This is a genomic window from Weizmannia sp. FSL W8-0401, assembly GCF_038009125.1.
Taxonomy (GTDB): Bacteria; Bacillota; Bacilli; order Bacillales; family Bacillaceae_C; genus Weizmannia; species Weizmannia coagulans.
Genome location: NZ_JBBPAG010000001.1, coordinates 536,879 through 553,316, shown reverse-complemented (window position 1 = coordinate 553,316; position 16,438 = coordinate 536,879). Strand labels below are relative to the sequence as shown.

General features: G+C 47.2%; 15 protein-coding genes and 1 pseudogene. 8 read left to right on the top strand and 8 right to left on the bottom strand.

What is annotated here, in order from left to right:
• Nucleotides 1-82: 82 nt before the first annotated feature.
• A complete protein-coding gene (locus NSU00_RS02580; RefSeq protein WP_340703365.1) occupies nt 83-604 on the top strand; it encodes a carboxylesterase family protein in 522 nt (173 codons plus the stop codon).
• Nucleotides 605-633: 29 nt separating this feature from the next.
• Here the strand turns inward: NSU00_RS02580 and NSU00_RS02575 are convergent.
• Together NSU00_RS02575 and NSU00_RS02570 are read right to left on the bottom strand one after the other, a co-directional pair.
• Nucleotides 634-1,345, bottom strand: a pseudogene (locus tag NSU00_RS02575) (MBL fold metallo-hydrolase).
• Between the two features lie 608 nt (nt 1,346-1,953).
• On the bottom strand, nt 1,954-2,769 hold the full coding sequence (locus tag NSU00_RS02570; protein ID WP_118499522.1) for an SGNH/GDSL hydrolase family protein: 816 nt from the start codon (nt 2,767-2,769) through the stop codon (nt 1,954-1,956).
• A gap of 303 nt (nt 2,770-3,072) precedes the next feature.
• Here NSU00_RS02570 and NSU00_RS02565 point away from each other — a divergent pair, with 303 nt between their 5' ends.
• From NSU00_RS02565 to NSU00_RS02555, 3 genes are all read left to right on the top strand, one after another.
• Nucleotides 3,073-3,645: a cupin domain-containing protein gene (locus tag NSU00_RS02565; protein ID WP_013858391.1), complete on the top strand. Its 573-nt coding sequence runs from the start codon at nt 3,073-3,075 to the stop codon at nt 3,643-3,645.
• Between the two features lie 150 nt (nt 3,646-3,795).
• Nucleotides 3,796-4,089 (top strand): hypothetical protein, encoded by a 294-nt coding sequence (locus NSU00_RS02560; RefSeq protein ID WP_013858390.1) that lies wholly within the window; start codon nt 3,796-3,798, stop codon nt 4,087-4,089.
• A 350-nt stretch (nt 4,090-4,439) separates the two neighbouring features.
• Nucleotides 4,440-5,477, top strand: coding sequence for an SDR family oxidoreductase (locus tag NSU00_RS02555; RefSeq protein ID WP_340703905.1), 1,038 nt, complete (start codon nt 4,440-4,442; stop codon nt 5,475-5,477).
• Nucleotides 5,478-5,749: 272 nt separating this feature from the next.
• Here NSU00_RS02555 and NSU00_RS02550 read toward each other — a convergent pair whose 3' ends face one another.
• Together NSU00_RS02550 and NSU00_RS02545 are read right to left on the bottom strand one after the other, a co-directional pair.
• On the bottom strand, nt 5,750-6,310 hold the full coding sequence (locus tag NSU00_RS02550; protein WP_029142384.1) for a maltose acetyltransferase domain-containing protein: 561 nt from the start codon (nt 6,308-6,310) through the stop codon (nt 5,750-5,752).
• A 14-nt stretch (nt 6,311-6,324) separates the two neighbouring features.
• On the bottom strand, nt 6,325-6,870 hold the full coding sequence (locus tag NSU00_RS02545; protein WP_340703364.1) for a GbsR/MarR family transcriptional regulator: 546 nt from the start codon (nt 6,868-6,870) through the stop codon (nt 6,325-6,327).
• Between the two features lie 196 nt (nt 6,871-7,066).
• Between NSU00_RS02545 and NSU00_RS02540 the strand changes: the two genes are divergently transcribed.
• From NSU00_RS02540 to NSU00_RS02525, 4 genes are read left to right on the top strand one after another with little or no spacing between them, the layout of a single operon-like run.
• Nucleotides 7,067-8,212 (top strand): betaine/proline/choline family ABC transporter ATP-binding protein, encoded by a 1,146-nt coding sequence (locus NSU00_RS02540; protein WP_013858382.1) that lies wholly within the window; start codon nt 7,067-7,069, stop codon nt 8,210-8,212.
• Nucleotides 8,213-8,223: 11 nt separating this feature from the next.
• The gene (locus tag NSU00_RS02535; protein ID WP_340703363.1) at nt 8,224-8,877 is read left to right on the top strand and encodes an ABC transporter permease; all 654 of its coding nucleotides are present in this window, start codon (nt 8,224-8,226) and stop codon (nt 8,875-8,877) included.
• Between the two features lie 15 nt (nt 8,878-8,892).
• A complete protein-coding gene (locus NSU00_RS02530; RefSeq protein ID WP_013858380.1) occupies nt 8,893-9,807 on the top strand; it encodes an osmoprotectant ABC transporter substrate-binding protein in 915 nt (304 codons plus the stop codon).
• A 2-nt stretch (nt 9,808-9,809) separates the two neighbouring features.
• Nucleotides 9,810-10,487, top strand: coding sequence for an ABC transporter permease (locus tag NSU00_RS02525; protein WP_046721282.1), 678 nt, complete (start codon nt 9,810-9,812; stop codon nt 10,485-10,487).
• A gap of 387 nt (nt 10,488-10,874) precedes the next feature.
• Here the strand turns inward: NSU00_RS02525 and NSU00_RS02520 are convergent, their stop codons facing one another.
• The 4 genes from NSU00_RS02520 to NSU00_RS02505 all read right to left on the bottom strand — a co-directional run bounded on the left by NSU00_RS02520 (nt 10,875) and on the right by NSU00_RS02505 (nt 15,964).
• The gene (locus tag NSU00_RS02520) at nt 10,875-12,872 is read right to left on the bottom strand and encodes a beta-galactosidase (protein WP_340703362.1); all 1,998 of its coding nucleotides are present in this window, start codon (nt 12,870-12,872) and stop codon (nt 10,875-10,877) included.
• A 198-nt stretch (nt 12,873-13,070) separates the two neighbouring features.
• Nucleotides 13,071-14,057 carry a LacI family DNA-binding transcriptional regulator gene (locus NSU00_RS02515; RefSeq protein WP_013858377.1) on the bottom strand — a complete coding sequence of 329 codons (987 nt, stop codon included), beginning with the start codon at nt 14,055-14,057 and terminating at the stop codon, nt 13,071-13,073.
• A gap of 282 nt (nt 14,058-14,339) precedes the next feature.
• Nucleotides 14,340-15,539: an MFS transporter gene (locus NSU00_RS02510; RefSeq protein WP_029142377.1), complete on the bottom strand. Its 1,200-nt coding sequence runs from the start codon at nt 15,537-15,539 to the stop codon at nt 14,340-14,342.
• Nucleotides 15,536-15,964, bottom strand: coding sequence for a MarR family winged helix-turn-helix transcriptional regulator (locus NSU00_RS02505; protein ID WP_029142376.1), 429 nt, complete (start codon nt 15,962-15,964; stop codon nt 15,536-15,538). Before NSU00_RS02505 ends, NSU00_RS02510 begins: the two co-directional genes overlap by 4 nt.
• Between the last annotated feature and the right edge of the window lie 474 nt (nt 15,965-16,438).

The following is a 16,438-nucleotide window of genomic DNA, read 5'->3' as shown; positions in this document are numbered from 1 at the left end:
CTATTTTTCAAAAAAAACCGAAAGGAAATTTGCACATTCCCGTCGAATACTTTAGAAATCCATTCCGGAAAGGAGAATAAAAATGAAGACAGCAATTGTTGAAACCGTTTTCGGAAAGGCCCAGGGATACGAGGAAAAAGGTGTGCAAATCTGGAAAGGGATTCCCTATGCAAAACCGCCAATCGGACCTTTGCGTTTCCGCCCGCCGGAACTGCCCGAACCCTGGGCAGGCGTAAAAGATTGCACGCAGTTCGGGCCAATTGCATGGCAGCCACCGGTTGAATTGATGGATTTTCTCGGGAATCTGGCTGAAAATATGGACGAAGACTGCCTGAATCATAATATTTGGACGCCTGGAGCAGACGGGGAGAGGCAGGATGACAAGGCCGCCCGGAACATGAGCGGCAACAAAACCCATTTTATATCACACACCGGCGATACGGCCTGCACCAGAAAAGGAAGGCTGCGGGGCAAGGTCGGCCGCTATATGACTCAAAAACGACAAAAAACGGCCCACACCAGAAAAGGAAAAAACAGAAAGACAGGGACTTTTCTTCCCCATGTCCGGCATCTTTTCCCGCCATCGGTTTGGCTTATGAAATAAGAACGTGGCTTTTTTGCCACGCTCTTATTTCATTCTGCAAGCTTGCGAATCTGTTCATTTACATTTTCATGGCACAGGCCGCCGTGGTAGCAGATGACGGATTCAATATCAAAATCAAGCAGCTTTTTCAATGAAGCCATTGCGGTTCCCATATCAGGCGTGACTTGCTGTCTGGGGCCATGCAGTTTGCCGTTGTCTGCAACCATCGCATCCGCAGCGATCAATGTTTTGCTCTTTTTAAGATACAGGCAGCAATGGCCAGGCGTATGCCCCGGTGTAAAAATCACCTCTATTCCGCCGCCAAAAGGCAGAACTTCTCCATCCCCGATCACTTTGTCCACTTTCGCTTTCGGCGGATTCAAATACATCTGTTTCATTTCTTCCGGCATCGATTCCCATCTTGCCGGATCGATCTTTTCCGGATCCGCTTTGATCAGAAGCCTCTCCCCTTCGATATATGGCTTGTCCAGCCCGTGTGCGTACACCGTAATGGAATGGCCGGACGCTGCCAATATGATCCATATCCTGGTGCGTCAGAATAACTGCGTCCAATTTTTCAAACGGCACGCCCGCCTTCTCCATTTCTGCACGGATCAAATCAAGCGAACCCGGCATGCCGGCATCTACCAAAACCGCTTTCTGTTCATCCCAGATCAAAGTGGGGTGAATGATAAAATGGTTCAGGTTGATTTCCAGCATCGCAACGCCCTCGGCAATTTTTTTCAATTGAATCCCTCCCATCTGCATTGTCTTTTCCATCTTATCACAAAAAACAGACAGCCCTATTCTGCTGCCTTTCGCTATTCCTTCCGAAGCTGGAGCTTATGGCACTGGTGCGCGCCATCGCTGCACCAATAAGAAAAAGGAGGACTCCTGGAACGAGAACGTTAAAAACATGGGTGGCCGTATTAGGCAGCACCGTACTAAATCCGTTTCTCGGTGAAGAACTCCCGGCCACGCCGGCAACGCCAACTTTATAAAACCACAATTGGAAACGGCATGTTAACCTTTTGCATCTCGATAGTTCTTGATAACGAATTACAATGGGCATTGCATCAACTGTCTCTCAAAATAAATGCAGCTGAAAGCGGCGCCATTTTTTCGTAATGACGAACAAAATACTTTCTTTTTCGCAACATTCCTTTGTTTTCCTTGCTTTTTAAAAATATATTGAGAACAAATTGTTTTATATTACGAACAATTCGTTTTTCACTGGGGTGATTTATACGGAAACAGCAAGAAGCCCTGTCTTTCAGAGATAGCCTTCTGAAAGACAGGGCGATATATTCACAATCCTTGAGCGCCTGCCAAAAGACCGGGGGTTGCCCTTCCGAAAAGCAGCCAGTATTTTACTTTAACAGCCCATACGCTTTTTTGTACACCGTATTTGCAATTTCTTTATGCCCTTTGTCATTGGCAAGCCAGCCATCGCTTTTGCCCGTGGCCGCTTTCTCTCCTTTCTGGCCGTGTGTATCGGAACGGTTCAGCCAGACAGATTCAATATTGGCAACAGGAACACCCTTTGCTTTCCCCACCTCTTCAATGGCGCGGTCATAAGTAAAAGACAACTGCCCGCTGTTCCAGGTGGTGAGCAAAATGATTTTTGTTTTCTTGCCGGTACTCTTTCTGATTTCATCCACAAAATGTTCGAGATCTTTCTTAAATTGGCCGGCAGAAACGTAAGTGTTTTTGGCATTCCGGTTCAGATCAAATGTACCGAACTCAATCGTCACAAGATCAGGATGATTGAAAATAATATGGGGAAGACTGTCTGCCCCATGTTCCTTCAGGCCGGCCCCGCTCTTGCCGTAGCCATTGATGGTCTTCACTTTATATCCAAGGCCTTGGTGAATGCGCGCAGCCAACAAAGCGGGATACGTTTTGCTTTTTTTCGTTGCAAAATCCCCTGCTGTCAGGCTGGAGCCGACCGGCAAATACACCAGTTCTTTCCCTTTATGTTTTTCGTAAATCTGTTTTGCCGCGCTTTCCTTTGCTGCCTTTGCCTCCAGGCTGCGCTTCTTTTCTTTTGCCAAGTCTTTTTTATATTGCTGCTGTGCTTTTTCAATCGTTTTTCCGGTGTTCGCCTGATAATACCAGTTACCGATTCCCAGCACACCAGCCGTAATGAAAAACAATAAAACTACGAGCCATCCTTTTTTTCCCAAACTGCCGTCCTCCTGAATGGTTTCTGAGACTATTATACAAGATTTGCCTGTAAGAGGGAAAAAGGATAGGATGTGGTTGGGTATCCAAAAAAACTTGCTTTGCCGTATCCCATTACACCATGGAGGCCTTTATTAAAAAAGCCCGTGGATTTTTGGCAAAAAATGAAAGTTTCCGATAGTTAGGCGGGGGGAAAACAATAACAAGGGCGGAGCATACCAAAAAGAAAATTCTGCCTGTATCGTGCAGATGAACGAGAAGCCGGGAAATCATGAAACCTGATTAAAAGAGGAGGGGAAACAACCATGAAACGATTGCTTCCATTTATGTCAGCTTCAGATGGCAAAGATGCAGGGAGCACGGCAGCAAACGATAACGTTTCTGCATTTTATTTTGAGGAGAACGGCGGTATTCCGAATAATCCGTTTCTCCCTGTGCTCATTTACCACGGTGTTTTTAAAGGACGGACAGACGAAATTGAGAAAGTGTTTCAAAAAAATAATTGGGGAAACAACTGGGTATGGACCATTTTCCCTTACCATCATTTCCACAGCAATTCCCATGAAGTGATTGCGGTACGGAGCGGCCATGCCAAAGTGCAGCTTGGCGGCCCTCAAGGTAAAATTTTTACAATTTCTGAAGGTGATTGTGTGCTGTTGCCGGCCGGAACCGGGCATAAACGGATTGAGTCAGGAGGCGGGTTCGCGGTGACAGGGGGTTATCCGGGCGGGCAGGATTATGATACCCAAATGAGGGCAGATGAAACCTTGCGCGAAAATATCCGCAAAACCGGCATGCCGGAAACCGATCCCGTGTTTGGAAAAAACGGGCCGCTTTTTTCCTATTGGACCCCTGAACCGGGCGGCAAAGCAGGATGAGCGGCAGTTCGCGGGCAGAAACGGCCGCCAGGGCAGGCTGGTTCCAGCGCAAAAGATGAAATTTCTTTCTCGTTTGCATTCCATATTGCATAAAATGAAACCCAACTTGAAAGACTAGCCTTGTATTCTTTACAGAAATGGGTGTGAATCATGAAGGAAATTTTGGAACAAGTGAAGGAAAAGCTCGAAAACGCTTATAATCATCCCGATTCAGCAGATTTAGATGCCTGCATCCGGCAGCTTCAGGATGCCCGCCAGCAGTACGGGGACAAAGGGACGATGATTGAAGATGCCATTACGGCGATCGAACAGGCGAAGCATTCGATCCCGGAACACCGCCATGCAGGTACTGATTCGGCGGCAGGCGCATTCGGCCAGGCATACAACGCCCTTGAGCATGCCATTGAGTCTTTCTCTGGAACGGAAAATAATGATCCATTTTAAAAGGCAGATTTTTAAAAACAGCATCGTGCTCCATTCAAACCTTGGATTTTCCAAGGTTTTTCTGTTATTCCATCCATGTAGCGCGAACCGGGCAACGATTTTGGCCAAGGAAGCCAATACTCTCCAAATGATTTCCGCAATCGCGGTTTCAGCAATTTCTCCCATGCATCCCTTAAAAAAAGCCCAACCGCGCCTTCCCTGCTTTTTCAATTCCGGAACCTCCCATTTCCAAATCCTGCTGCTGCAAAAATAACCGCAATCAGGGTATAGATATATTACGAAACACAGCAAAAAAACTTCAAGGAGGGCATACATTGGACCAATCTTATGTACAACAAGGCAACGGCAGTATGGATGCCAGTATGGAAAAACCATTATCACTGAAAAAACTGGCAGACCAGGTCATCGTGATCACCGGCGCTTCGAGCGGGATCGGGCTTGCCACCGCAAGAATGGCTGCAGCCCGCGGCGCACGGCTTGTACTCGCGGCAAGGAATGAGCACGCGTTGAAAATTCTTGCCAATGAGTTAAAAAATAATGGCAGTTCCGCCATCTGGGTGCGGGCGGATGTCGGCCGCGAAGAAGATGTGAAGCATATTGCGGCAACCGCCATTAAAACGTTCGGCGGCTTTGACACCTGGGTGAACAATGCCGGCGTTTCGATTTTTGGCGAAGCGATGGACGTCAGCATTGAAGACATGAAACGCATGTATGACACGAATTTCTGGGGCGCCGTATACGGGACAAGGTTAGCCGTCCAGCATTACAAAAGCCGCGGCGTGCCCGGCGCTGTGATCAATATCGGCAGCCTGTTCGGCGACCGCGGAACCGTCATCCAGTCCACCTATGCTTCCTCTAAATTTGCGTTGCACGGTTTTACGGAAAGCATCCGGATGGAACTTGAAAAAGAGCATGCGCCCGTTTCGATTACGCTCGTTCACCCCGGCCGGATCGATACGCCGTATAATGAGCATACGCGCAGCTACCTTAAGAAACAACCGGCGCATTATATGTCCATGATTTACCCGCCTCAAGCCGTCGCGGAAGCCATCCTGTTTGCAGCCGAGCACCCGAAGCGGGATATGTATGTCGGATCGCAGGCAAAAATAGTCGCAGTCTTAGGCCGCTTCTTGCCACGGTTCATGGATAAATTAATGGAGCTGACCATGTACCGGACGCAGCACAGCGACCGGCCGTCAAAGTCGAAAGCGGACAGCGCCCTCTACCATCCGGGTTACGGCCTGCATGAACGGGGCACGAATAAAGGCTGGATGCGCAGAAACAGTTATTATGTCAAGATGAGCAAATATCCGCCTGCATCAGCCGCCATAGCTGCATTTGTCGGGGCAGCGCTCTGGGCTGCCGTTTCACCCAGGCAAAAAGATTAAGGGGCAAGCCACCTTGACCGCAGGGTGGCTTGTTATGGTTGACATTCCGCTGTTTTTTTACTGATGGCCGCCAGTTTTCACTGATTCTGGTCACTCGATAGGCTATGTTTACATAACCCCAATTTTGAGAGTGTTTTTTTCACGTCCTCTCTTTTCCCTGGCTTTAACTGCTCTCCCGGCTTTTCCCAACTTCCCGGGTTTCCCATGGCGTTTCGTTGATACCAGGCTTGCATCCCTTCTTGCATCGACAAAAAAGGAAGGCGCCGCCTCCCTTATGATTCCGCCATCTTGATGATCCGCGCCGGGTTTCCGCCGACGACTGCATTGTCGGGCACATCTTTGACCACGACGGCTCCGGAAGCGATCACCGCGTTGTTGCCGATCGTAACGCCCGGGTTAATCACCGCGCGTCCGCCGATCCAGACGTTATCGCCAATTTTCACCGGTTTGGTCAACTCCAGGCCGGACACGCGCGTTTTTGCATCAAGCGGATGTGTTGCCGTATAAATATGGACACCCGGCGCCAGCATGCAGTTTTTCCCGATTTCAACCGGCCCCCCGTCGAGAATGACACAATCGAAATTCGCATAAAAATTCTCCCCGACATGAATGTTAAACCCGTAATCGCAGCGGAAATCAGATTCGATAAAGAGGCATTCCCCCGTCGAACCGAATAATTTTTTCAACAATGCTGTCCGGGTTTCCAAATCGGTTTCGTCCGTTTCATTGAACGTACGGACGAGGCGTCTTGCATTAAGCCTCGCCTGCGCGAGTTCCGGGTCTCCCGCATTGTACAACTTCCCGGCAATCATTTTTTCTTTTTCTGTACTCATGGGCCAGCCTCCGTTTATCCCTGTTTTTTCTTTGGTACATATTCAAAAATTTTTCCGCTCTCAAAAAAATCCACAAGCCGCGAAAGCCAATCATAATATTCTGCAAGATTGCCGAGTTCATTTAAGAAGTTATTCAGCTGTTTTTTCATTTCCGGCGGCAGTTCTTCATTGGCCTTCAGTTCTGCCAATTCACGCGCAAATTTTTTTTCAAAAAATTTGTTGCGGTGAATGATTTTCTGCAAATTGGACGTGAAAATGGTAACAAACGTGTCGTAAAAATCGAGGCCGACATTGTAAAGATCTTTCCGGACCCCTTTTTCAAACACTTTTTCTGCGATATTCATATCGACCATTTCGCGGACTACCTGGCTCATCCTTGTCTTGCTCATGCCTGTTGCCTGGGACAATTCATCGAGTGTCATCGGCCTGTGGTTCATATAGATAATGCCGAGGACACGCCCGACGATTGGCGGGATGCCGAAAGCACGAATATGGTCCGCAATTTTTTCGATATATTGTTCCTTCGCCTGGACAACCTTGTCCAACGTCTTTTCTTCCATCTCTTAGAAATGCTCCTTTTGGTCGCTTTTTCAAATGCCGGAAAAAGGTACCGTAAAAAATGAATAACAAATCGCCTTCAATTACAATATATATCATCTATATAATAAGTACAATACGTAAACTTTTCATTTTACAAATTTTACGTTATACTAATATTGTAACCAATCTTTAACCAAAAAACTGGAGGTGCGAAAATTGTTAAAGTTTGACCACGTCTCGAAAATTTATAAGGGCGGCAAACGCGCCGTGGACGATTTGAATCTCGAATTCGAATCCGGCCGCTTTATCGTTTTTATCGGCCCGAGCGGCTGCGGTAAAACGACCACGATGAAAATGATCAATAGGTTGATTGAACCAACAGAGGGTACCATTTATATCAATGGCAAAAACATCAAAAATACGGACCCCGTCAAACTCAGAAGAGAAATCGGGTACGTGATTCAACAAATCGGTTTATTCCCCCACATGACAATCCAGCAAAACATCTCTCTTGTCCCGCGATTACTGAAATGGCCTGAAGAAAAACAACGGGAGCGGGCCAAAGAACTGCTCCAGCTCGTAGATATGCCTGAAGAATTTTTGGACCGTTACCCGCATGAATTGAGCGGCGGCCAGCAGCAGCGTATTGGCGTTTTGCGGGCACTGGCGGCAGACCAGCCGCTCATTTTAATGGATGAACCGTTTGGCGCGCTCGATCCGATTACACGCGACAGCCTGCAGGAAGAACTGAAAAAGCTGCAAAAGGAACTTGGCAAAACCATCGTATTTGTCACCCACGACATGGATGAAGCAATTAAACTTGCCGACCAGATTGTCATCATGCGCGACGGCAAACTGGTCCAAACTGGCACGCCGGATGAAATTCTCCGCGAACCGGCCAACGAATTTGTGGAAACGTTTATCGGCAAAGAACGGCTGCTTCAGGCCCGGCCGAATATCCAGACCGTTGAACAAATCATGAGCCCGAAAGCCGTTACAGTCACAGGCGATAAAACATTAACAGAAGCCATCCAAATCATGAAAGAACGGCGGGTTGACTCCCTGCTTGTCGTGGACAGCCGGAAAGTGCTCCTCGGCTATATCGATGTCGAAATCATCGATCGAAACCGCAGGAAACCGGTTCTTGTCAAAGACATGGTGGAAACGAATTTAATCGCAGTGGAAAAAGATACCCTCATCCGCGATACCGTCCGGAAAATTTTAAAACGGGGCATTAAATACGTGCCTGTTGTCGACCATGAACACCGGCTTGTTGGCATTGTCACGAGAGCAAGCCTTGTCGATATCGTTTACGACTCCATCTGGGGCGAAGAGGAAGCCGTATCTGAAATCATCAGTTAGGAGGAAAAATCATGGAAGCCTTCATGCAGTTTATGGAAGCCAACTGGAGCGAACTGTTGTTCAAAACATGGCAGCATTTCTATATCTCCATTACGGCTGTCATCCTGGGCATCGTTGTCGCTGTTCCGCTTGGCATCTGGCTGACAAAATACCGGCGGGCGGCACATATCGTGATGGGCATAGCGGGCGTTATCCAAACTTTCCCAAGCCTTGCCATTTTAGCCTTCTTCATTCCGATCTTCGGCATCGGAAAGCTTCCCGCAATTGCGGCGTTGTTTTTCTATTCGGTCCTGCCTATCTTGCGGAACACGTACACCGGTGTAAAGGGGATTGACCCAAAACTGGTGGAAGCAGGGCGCGGGATGGGGATGACCGGATGGGAAAGAGTGATCCATTTGGAACTGCCCCTTGCCATCCCTGTGATCATGTCCGGCGTCCGCCTGTCCACCGTTTACTTAATCAGTTGGGCAACCCTTGCTTCCTTTATCGGTGCAGGCGGCCTCGGAGACTATATTTTCAGCGGCCTCAATTTATACCAGCCGGAAATGATCGCAGCCGGCGCAGTACCGGTAACCATTTTGGCGCTTATCGTGGACTATCTGTTTGGAAAGCTCGAAACGATTGCCACCCCAAAAGGTATCCGGAAACAAAAACAGGCCGCTTAGAAAGGATGACGGCACATGAAAAAGTTAGCAGCCCTCTTGCTTATTTTCTGCTTAAGCATCTTTGCGGGCGGCTGCACCCTGCCAGGCCTAAGTGCCGCAGACAGCCAGTCCGTAAAGATCGGCATGACAAACTCAACAGAAACACAAATTATCGGTTATATGGAAAAAGATATGATCGAACATTATACCGATATAAAAGTCGATATGGTCAATAATCTTGGTTCGTCGATTGTGCTCCATAAAGCGATGACAAGCGGGCAGATCAATATTTCCGCTGTCCGTTACACCGGGACGGATCTTTCGGGCGCACTCGGCATGGAACCGGTAACCGATCCGAAAAAAGCATTAAAAATTGTCAAACAGCAATTTGAAAAACGGTTCCACCAAACATGGTTCGACTCTTTCGGATTTGCCAACACATATGCTTTTACCGTTACCAAATCCTTAGCAGACAAAGACCACTTGACAAAAGTTTCCCAATTAAAACCAGTGGCAAAAGATTTGCGGCTTGGCGTGGATAATTCCTGGCTGAAACGGAAAGGCGACGGTTACGACGGGTTTGTGAAAACGTACGGATTTACCTTTGGAAATACGTACCCGATGGAACTCGGGCTTGTCTACAAAGCCGTCAAAAGCGGGAAGGCGGATGTCGTCCTTGCCTATTCAACCGACGGAAGGATCAATGCATACAACCTCGTTATGCTGGAAGATGACAAACACTTTTTCCCGCCGTATGACGCCTCCCCTGTCGTACGGGACGACACGTTAAAACAACATCCTGAACTCAGGAAAGTTTTACAAAAGCTTGTTGGAAAAATTGATACGAAAACAATGCAGCAGTTGAATTATGAAAGTGACGTCGAAATGAAAGAACCATCGACGGTGGCAAAAGAATTTCTGGAAAAACACCATTACTTTGAGGAGGGGTGATCATGGAAACGATCAGAAGCGTACTTCATTATTACGGGGAAAACGGCAACTATGTATGGGTACAGTTTTACCGCCATTTCCTGATGTCGGCATATGGTGTTCTGTTTGCAGCGGTCGTCGCGATTCCGCTCGGGATTTTCATGGCCCGCCGCCGCAAGCTGAGCGCTTGGATTCTCACCCTTGCCAATATCATTCAAACGGTTCCGTCGTTGGCGATGCTGTCCATGCTGATGCTCGTCATGGGGCTCGGCACCAATACGGTCGTACTTGCCCTGTTTCTTTACTCGCTTTTGCCGATTTTAAAAAATACGTATACCGGCATCCTCAGCGTGGATCAATTTTTGCTTGAGTCCGGCATGGCAATGGGGATGACAAAGTTCCAGATCATGCGGATGGTGGAACTTCCGCTTGCATTGTCTGTCATTATGGCCGGCCTCAGGACCGCGCTCGTGGTTGCAATCGGGATTGCAGCCATGGGCACATTTGTTGGCGCAGGCGGACTCGGTGATATCATCGTCCGCGGAACCAGCGTCTCAAATGGCACATCCATTATTTTAGCCGGTGCAATTCCGACTGCCTTGATGGCTGTCGCCGCCGACTTTATCATGGGCTGGATTGAACGCCGCCTTTCCCCGGTAAAAAAGAAAACACGCAAACAGACCGTAGAACAGGCAGCATAAAAGGATCCCCCGCGGGGACGCGGGGGATCCTTTTTGATAGGCATTACCGCAACATCCGGTACAGCTTTGTGCCGGATGTTGCGGTCGTGTTCGTATCCTTTTGATGTGCAATTGCAACATCTCTATCCTGGAAATTTATGCCTGCTGTTTTTTATCCCTCTGCTGATACATGTCCGCTACAGCATGGGCGTCTATTGCATTTCTCGTATCCGTGCTGCCGGAACTGCGGCTCAACGGTTCACCGGGTTTCTTCCCCGATACGTCTCGAATGGCCGCTTTGCACGGCTGACGAGCGCCGGCAATCCAACTTGAAAACCCGGAGTGGCCTCTAAAAACAGGCGGTTTTTCTGGAGTAGGCAAAGGGCAGTTTTCCAATCCGGGCGCTTCCTATTTTTCAATTACCTGCAAAATTTTCACATCCCGGGGCGAGAGCCGGACTGTTTCTGCTTCAGTGCGCCCGTAAATCAGTTCCGGATACGTGCCGCCAGCATCCACAAACTGAACCTGATCCGTATGGTTCAGCAGGAACAAAAATTTTTCATGCCCATTTTTGCGCACTGCCACTTCCACACCACGAGGAGCATCCAATGCCGGCCGGACATCCGCTTCCTTTAAAATTTCTTTTAAAAGAGAAGACAAATATTGTTCATCCGGCTGTGTCCCGATATAATAAGCTTTTCCTTTTCCGCAATGATGCGCGGTGACAGCAGGCGACCCGGCCAAATAGCCGTCTTTGAACCAGGCCAAAGCTTCGGCGCCTTTCAAGTGGATCTTTTCCTCCCACACGCGGATAGCCGCATCGCCATACCCGGTCCGGATTTGATGTACTGCCCCCTTTTTCATCGGCGCAAACTCTTCAACATAAATGCCAAGAATATCCCGGTACGCGCCCGGATAGCCGCCAAGATACACACGGTCGTTTTCATCCGCAATTCCGCTGAAGAAATTGGTGGCAAAATAACCGCCGTTTTCGACATAGGCTTTTACTTTATCCGCAAATGTCTTTGTCACCCGGTAACTTGCCGGCGCGAAAACCACTTTATACCGGTCCATTGCCTCGTCCGGGTGAATAAAATCGACACCAATGTTTTGGGTATGAAGCACCCTATAAAACGGCAGAAGCTGTTTGATATAGGTTACAAGCGAAGAAGGTTTTGAATCGAGTTCCAACGCCCACCAGTTTTTCCAGTCAAAAACAATCGCAACATCGGATGCATATGCTGAACCCGTTACCTTTTCCAAATTTTTCAATTCATTGCCGAGTTGTACTACTTCCCGGAAATTCCGGCTTTCTTCATCCCCGGAATGCGGCACCATCCCGCTATGGAATTTCTCCGCACCGCCCTGGGATGCGCGCCATTGGAAAAACATGATGCCGTCCGCCCCGTGCGCAGCCGCTTCATAACTCCAGAGCCGCATCTGCCCTGGTGTTTTCACGGCATTTTGCGCACGCCAGTTGACTGCACCCGCCGCCTGTTCCATCAACAAAAACGGTTGCTTTTTCAAACTCCGCATTAAATCATGGGCCATAAACTGCGCATACGGAATACGGTCGAAAGGATCCGGATATGCATCCCATGTCACGACATCCATTTCTTTCGCCCATTTAAAGCCGTCAATCGGTTTATGTAGCCCCATTAAATTCGTCATCACCGGCACATCCGGCGTATATTTTTTGATGATATCACGCTCCATCTTATACAGCTTTAAAAGCGAATCATCCATAAAAGCCTTGTAATCAAGCTGCTGTTTCGGATTGGCGAATGTCGGCGTTTTCCCTGGCAGACAGATTTCTTCCCATTCATAATAACGCTGGCTCCAAAAATCGGTCGACCAGCTTTGGTTTAAGTTTTCAATCGTCCCGTATTTTTCTTTCAACCACTGCTGGAATGCGTGCTTACAATGATCGCAGTAGCATTCGGAAATATGGCAGCCGTACTCATTGTTCACATGCCACATGACAAGCGCGGGATGGCTTTTGTACCGTTCCGCAATTTTGCGGACCAGTTTCGCCGCAAGCCGCGCATAGTCTTTGCTGTTCGGGCAATAATGCTGGCGCGACCCCGGCAAAAAGCGCGACCCGTCCTTGTCAACCGGAAGCGAATCGGGATATTTCCGCGACAGCCATGCCGGCGGTGCCGCAGTTGCAGTGGCCAGGTCCGCCCCGATGCCGTTTTCCGCAAGCATATCCATGATTTTATCGAGCGTTGAAAAATCATATGTTTCTTCATCCGGCTGCAGCCTTGCCCAGCTGAAAATGTTGATGCTTACATAATTGACGCCGGCTTTTTTCATCAGCCGCATGTCTTCTTTCCATACAGATTCATCCCATTGTTCAGGGTTGTAATCCCCGCCGTAATAAAATTTTTCATGTTTTTTTAGCATCACGCATTCCTCCAAGTTGTCCGTTATTTAAGTACACGCCACCCTGTAAATTCCAATGCTTCAATGCTTCCTTTTTTGAAAACGTTACCATAAACCAACACCATCGTACTACAATTTTACGCAAAAATCAATAAAAATTTAAACTTTTTAACTTCCTTTTTGCATAATTTTTACGTAAATATTTTGCAGAGGAAGCGTTCATTTACTGCTTTCTCTTATGGCAAGTTTTGTCCCCAGTCTGACTTTTTTAGGGATTTCCCGGCTGTTTATACGTTCCAGCAACAATGCCACCCCTTCTTCGCCCATCACTTCGGTATACACTTTTACTGTGCTCAAGGCGGGAACCGTATATTGGGACACACTTACGTCATTAAAACCGATCAAACTCACTTGTTCCGGAACCCGGATGTTATTTTCATGAAGGGCCTTTAAACTGCCGATCGCCATCGGATCATTTGCAATAAAAAAAGCTGTCGGCAAATGATCCCCCCTGTTCCTAATAGCAGAAATCATTTGCTGGTAGCCGGCACGAACATCATATTTCCCTTTAAAATCAAAAACATCTTCTTTACGATAGAGCCCTAACTTTTGCATATATCTGGTATATTCAAGACTGCGCGGATCAATTCCGGAATTCATTTCATCCTCAGCCAACGACCCGATATATCCAATCCGCTGATGCCCCTGTTGTACAAAGTAATCAATGACATCTTTAACTGCCTGTTCAAAATCTACCATAACCTGATCAGCACTTCCCACCTCATAATAAGTATCCACAAAGCAAATCGGTTTTTGAAAAGATTGAAGCACTTGAATCTGCTGTTTTGAGAATTTCCCAATCGCTAAAATTCCTTCCACATCACCCGGGATCTTTTCGTATTCGGCATAAACCCGGGAGATGGACAAGCCGTGTTCCTCTGCGTATTTTTCAGCCCCCAAGCGGATGGACATATAGTAAATATCATTCAGTTCTTCTTCCTGCGAGCTCCATTGTACAATTGCGATTTTTTCCCTCCTGGCCGTTTTTTTGTTTATATGTTTTGTATAGTTCAGACTTTCGGCTGCTTCAAATATTTTTCGCCTTGTTTCATCAGATGCCACTACCTTATCATCATAATTCAGAACTCTGGACACGGTTGCAATGGATACCCCCGCCATTTTGGCAATATCAGCCATTGTCGCCATAATAACCACCTTATCCTTTACGAAAACTATATGTAAATTTTTATTTATTTTTACGTAAAAAACTCCGCTTATGTTTATTGTAAACGGAACAATTAGTGATAATCAAATTTTTTATAAAATATTTTTTAACTTATCTTATGAAAAAACAGGGACCTTACGCTGTGCAGTCAAAAGAGCCTGCCTCTTGCTTCTTTTTTGATTCCCCGGCCTTTGCTTTTGAACCGGGCAAACGGCTAAAAAAAACAAACCCGGGGGCAATCCCCGGGTTTGTGTTCAGACAAATTATTCTGCTTCTTCCACCACGCCTTGCATAGATGCAGCTTTTTTCCCATGGACAAAATAATAAAGAAATACGCAAAGGACAAGGACAACAGCCATGATGGCGTACAAGCCGTGATAACCAGCGAACGGAACCAAAAGCCCGAGCAAAAACGGCCCGACCCCGACACCGGCATCAAGAAAAATAAAGAACGTTGAAGTTGCAAGCCCAATCCGGTTTTTCGGCGATACTTTGACTGCAATCGCCTGCCCGCTTGCCGAGAAAGTGCCGTACCCAAGCCCGACGAAAATTCCGGCCAATAAAATTAATAGTCCGCTGTCAGCCTGGTTCAGCAGCACGAGCCCTGCCGCAAACAAAAGAAACGAAGGATACATGACAAAGTTCTCGCCTTTTGTATCAAACCATCTTCCCGTAAACGGCCTGGACACAAGCACCGTTACAGCATAAACAATAAAGAAAAAGCTTGAAATATCAACAAGATTCATTTCTTTCGCATATGAAGTCAAAAAAGACAGGATGCTAGAGTAGCCGAGCCCGACAAATGCACTGATGATGGCAATTGGGAACACTTTCGGCTCAAAGAAATTGCTGATTTTGAGCCCCTTCATCTTTTCCAGATCCGCTTTTGAAAGTACCACTTTCGGCATCTTTAAAAAGAGGGCGGAGATAAAGCTCAAAGCCAATAGCACAAGGCATAAAGCAAATACCATATTAAAACTTGCGTGCTGAATGAGGAACATGCCGACAAAAGGCCCGACAGCCGCGGCAAGTGTCACACTCAATGCATAATAACCCGTGCCTTCCCCGCGGCGTTCATTTGGTATGATCCCGGCAACAATGGTTCCCGTTGCAGTTGAAGCTATCCCAAGCGCTGCGCCGTTTAAAAAGCGGACAGCCAGTAAAACACCTAGTTGATTCGTCACAAAATAAAATAATGAAATGATGATAATCGCAATAAAACCAGCATAAAGCATCTTTTTCCTGCCGATGCGGTCAATCGATTTGCCGGCAAAGAGCCGCGCAACCAGGACCCCGACGACGAAAATCCCTGATGCCAGGCCGGCCGCGCTTGGTGATGCATGAAACCGGTCAGTCGCAAAAATCGTAACGGTCGCCATCAATAAGTAAAATGTAAAATACAGAAAAAAGTTCGCGGTCGAAACAATTATAAAATCCTTTGTCCATAACTTCGGCCTGCTCAATTTGTTTCCTCCCCTTTGTGATCTAAATTGTCTCTGATTTGCGGAAGCAGTTCGAATACCATCTCTTGCTCCGCTTCCGGAATCCCCTTCATTGCCTGCTGTTCCAATCCGGTAATTTCCGCGCGGCACTGCCGGTAGAGGTTTTCGCCTCTTTCCGTCATCCGAATCACTTTTTCACGGCGGTCTTTTCCCGGGATCTGTTCTACGATTCCCTGTTCTTCCAGCTTTTGGACAATCCTTGTCACATTCGGTTTTTCAATTTGATAATACTTGCAAATTTCCACAAGTGTGCACGGGCCGAAATTCCGCACATAAAACGTCACCTGCCAGAGCGAATAGGACAACCCGAACTGTGCCAATAAGCCGTTCAATTTCTTGATCAGTACGCGGTACAAGCGTATATAGCGGTAAAACAGCCCTTGCATCAAGCAAGCCTCCTCCAATCCCTTGAGCATCTGCCCGGGCCCGCATTAGAAAGCTCCGGCCACAGCGAAATCACACAAACAGTTTCGTTACCCTAAGAAACATTTCACAAGACTAAATATACAGGTTCATTCAGTCGTTGTCAATGGGCGGTTATACTGATAATTCAAAAAATGTATCCATGTTCCTGATAATTCGGTAAGATTTTTCTCTTGTTTGCGTTTGATGCATTTATTCCAAGGTTTGTTAAACCATAATCATTCCGGCAAGAGAATGGATTCTTTCAGTGTCTCTTTAAAATCATCTTCAAAGCTAGATGCTATATAAATACAAAAAGTTTAAATTTTTCGCCGCCGATAGTTGACGATCCGGATGGGAAAAGTTTATGATATAAAAAATTGAGAATGTTTTAATTACAACAGCTTGGTCATACAGACGGAATAGGAGGAATATGTGTGGCAGTAACCATTGGGGCA